Annotated in this window: 1 protein-coding gene and 1 pseudogene; one reads left to right on the top strand and one right to left on the bottom strand. The window is 61.6% G+C overall.

Annotated features, from left to right (window positions below):
* Positions 1-48: 48 nt before the first annotated feature.
* Positions 49-1,107, bottom strand: a complete 1,059-nt coding sequence (ugpC, locus tag EN750_RS32970; protein WP_127266589.1) for a sn-glycerol-3-phosphate ABC transporter ATP-binding protein UgpC — start codon at positions 1,105-1,107, stop codon at positions 49-51.
* A gap of 288 nt (positions 1,108-1,395) precedes the next feature.
* Between ugpC and EN750_RS32965 the strand changes: the two are divergent.
* A pseudogene (locus tag EN750_RS32965) lies at positions 1,396-1,723 on the top strand (sugar ABC transporter substrate-binding protein); the annotation flags it as partial.

Genomic DNA, 1,723 nt, shown 5'->3' with positions numbered 1-1,723 from the left:
GAGCAGCGGGTTGATGCCTTTGAGCATGGTATTCCTCGTGAGTTGGGATCAGAGACGCTTGCCGGTCTCTGCGTCGAAAAGATGGATCTGGTCGAGCCTTGGCTTCAGCTTCAGCGTATCGCCCGGCTTGAAGTCGTGACGCTCGCGAAACAGCGCCACCATCTCGCCTTCGCCGAAGCGCAGGAACACCAGCGTCTCCGAGCCGGTCGGCTCGACCACCGAAATCTTCGCCGGCACGCCGTCGGGATGGATCTCGAGGTGCTCCGGTCGCACGCCATAGACGACCGCTTGACCGTCCTGCGCGGCATTGCCCGATGCGATCGGGAACAGCGTGCCGGCGATGTCGACACCGGGCTTGTCGCCCTTGCGCATGGTGCCCTTGAGCAGGTTCATCGACGGCGAGCCGATGAAGCCGGCGACAAACAGGTTGGCCGGTCTGTCGAACAGCTCCAGCGGCGCGCCGACCTGCTCGATGCGGCCGTCGCGCATCACGACGATCTTGTCGGCCATGGTCATGGCCTCGATCTGGTCGTGGGTGACGTAGATGGTGGTGGTCTTCAGCCTCTGGTGCAGTTCCTTGATCTCGGTGCGCATCTGCACGCGCAGCTTGGCGTCGAGATTGGACAGCGGCTCGTCGAACAGGAAGACCTGCGGATTGCGCACGATGGCACGGCCCATGGCCACGCGCTGTCGCTGGCCGCCGGAAAGCTGGCGGGGATAGCGCTTCAGATAGGGATTGAGGTCGAGGATATCGGCGGCGCGCTTGACCCGCTCGGCGACCAAGGCCGGATCGGTTTTCCTGAGCTTGAGCGCGAAGGCCATGTTCTGCTCGACCGTCTTGTGCGGATAGAGCGCATAGTTCTGGAACACCATGGCGATGTCGCGCTTGGCCGGCGGCAGATGATTGACGACGCGGTCGCCGATGGCGATCGTACCGGCGGAGACGGTCTCCAACCCGGCCACCATCCTGAGCAATGTGGACTTACCGCAACCCGAAGGGCCAACCAGCACCACGAACTGTCCGTCTGCGATATCGACGCTGACTTCGTGCAGAACCTTGACCGTTCCAAAGGCCTTGGCCACCTTGCTGATCGCGACTTGCGCCATGTCTCCCCCATCGGCTCCATTAGCCGTAGGCGCAGAAGCTAACCAACGCGACCTGTCAGGGCAAGTCGGTCCCTTATAGATAAAAACCCGTTCTCGTTGACACGGCGTTTGGTTGTGAGAATAGTGGCTGGCGCTGGTCAAAATGTCGGTACCCGATCCGCAGGGAAATTCAATCGACGCAGGGTGGGGTCCTGCCTAATTCGTTTCCGAAACGGGAGCATCGTTGGCGCTCCGGCGTCCGACAGTTGGCCGATTTATTCACACTGATGTTCTGGGAGGAAATAGGCGATGAGAACGGGTCTTTACGACAAACTGGTTCGAGCCGGCGCCACAAGGCGCGACATATTGAAGGGCGCGGCCAGCATGGCCGCGATCGCAGCCGCATCCGGCGCCGGACTTGGCGCCTTGACGCGCCCGGCCTCAGCGGCAAGCGAATTGCGCACAAAAATCCTGCAGATCCCAGGCGTCGGCAAAGGCCAGCCGACGGACGCCGATTTCCAGAAGGTCGGGGAACTCTGCCTCGAGGCGACCAAGGCCAATGTCAAGGAAGGCGAATTCGCCGGCGTCGAGCTGACCTTCATGGGTCTCAACAACCAGAACCTGCACAATGTGCTGT

Source organism: Mesorhizobium sp. M7A.F.Ca.ET.027.03.2.1 (assembly GCF_003999175.1).
GTDB lineage: Bacteria > Pseudomonadota > Alphaproteobacteria > Rhizobiales > Rhizobiaceae > Mesorhizobium.
This window is presented reverse-complemented; position numbering and strand designations above follow the sequence as displayed.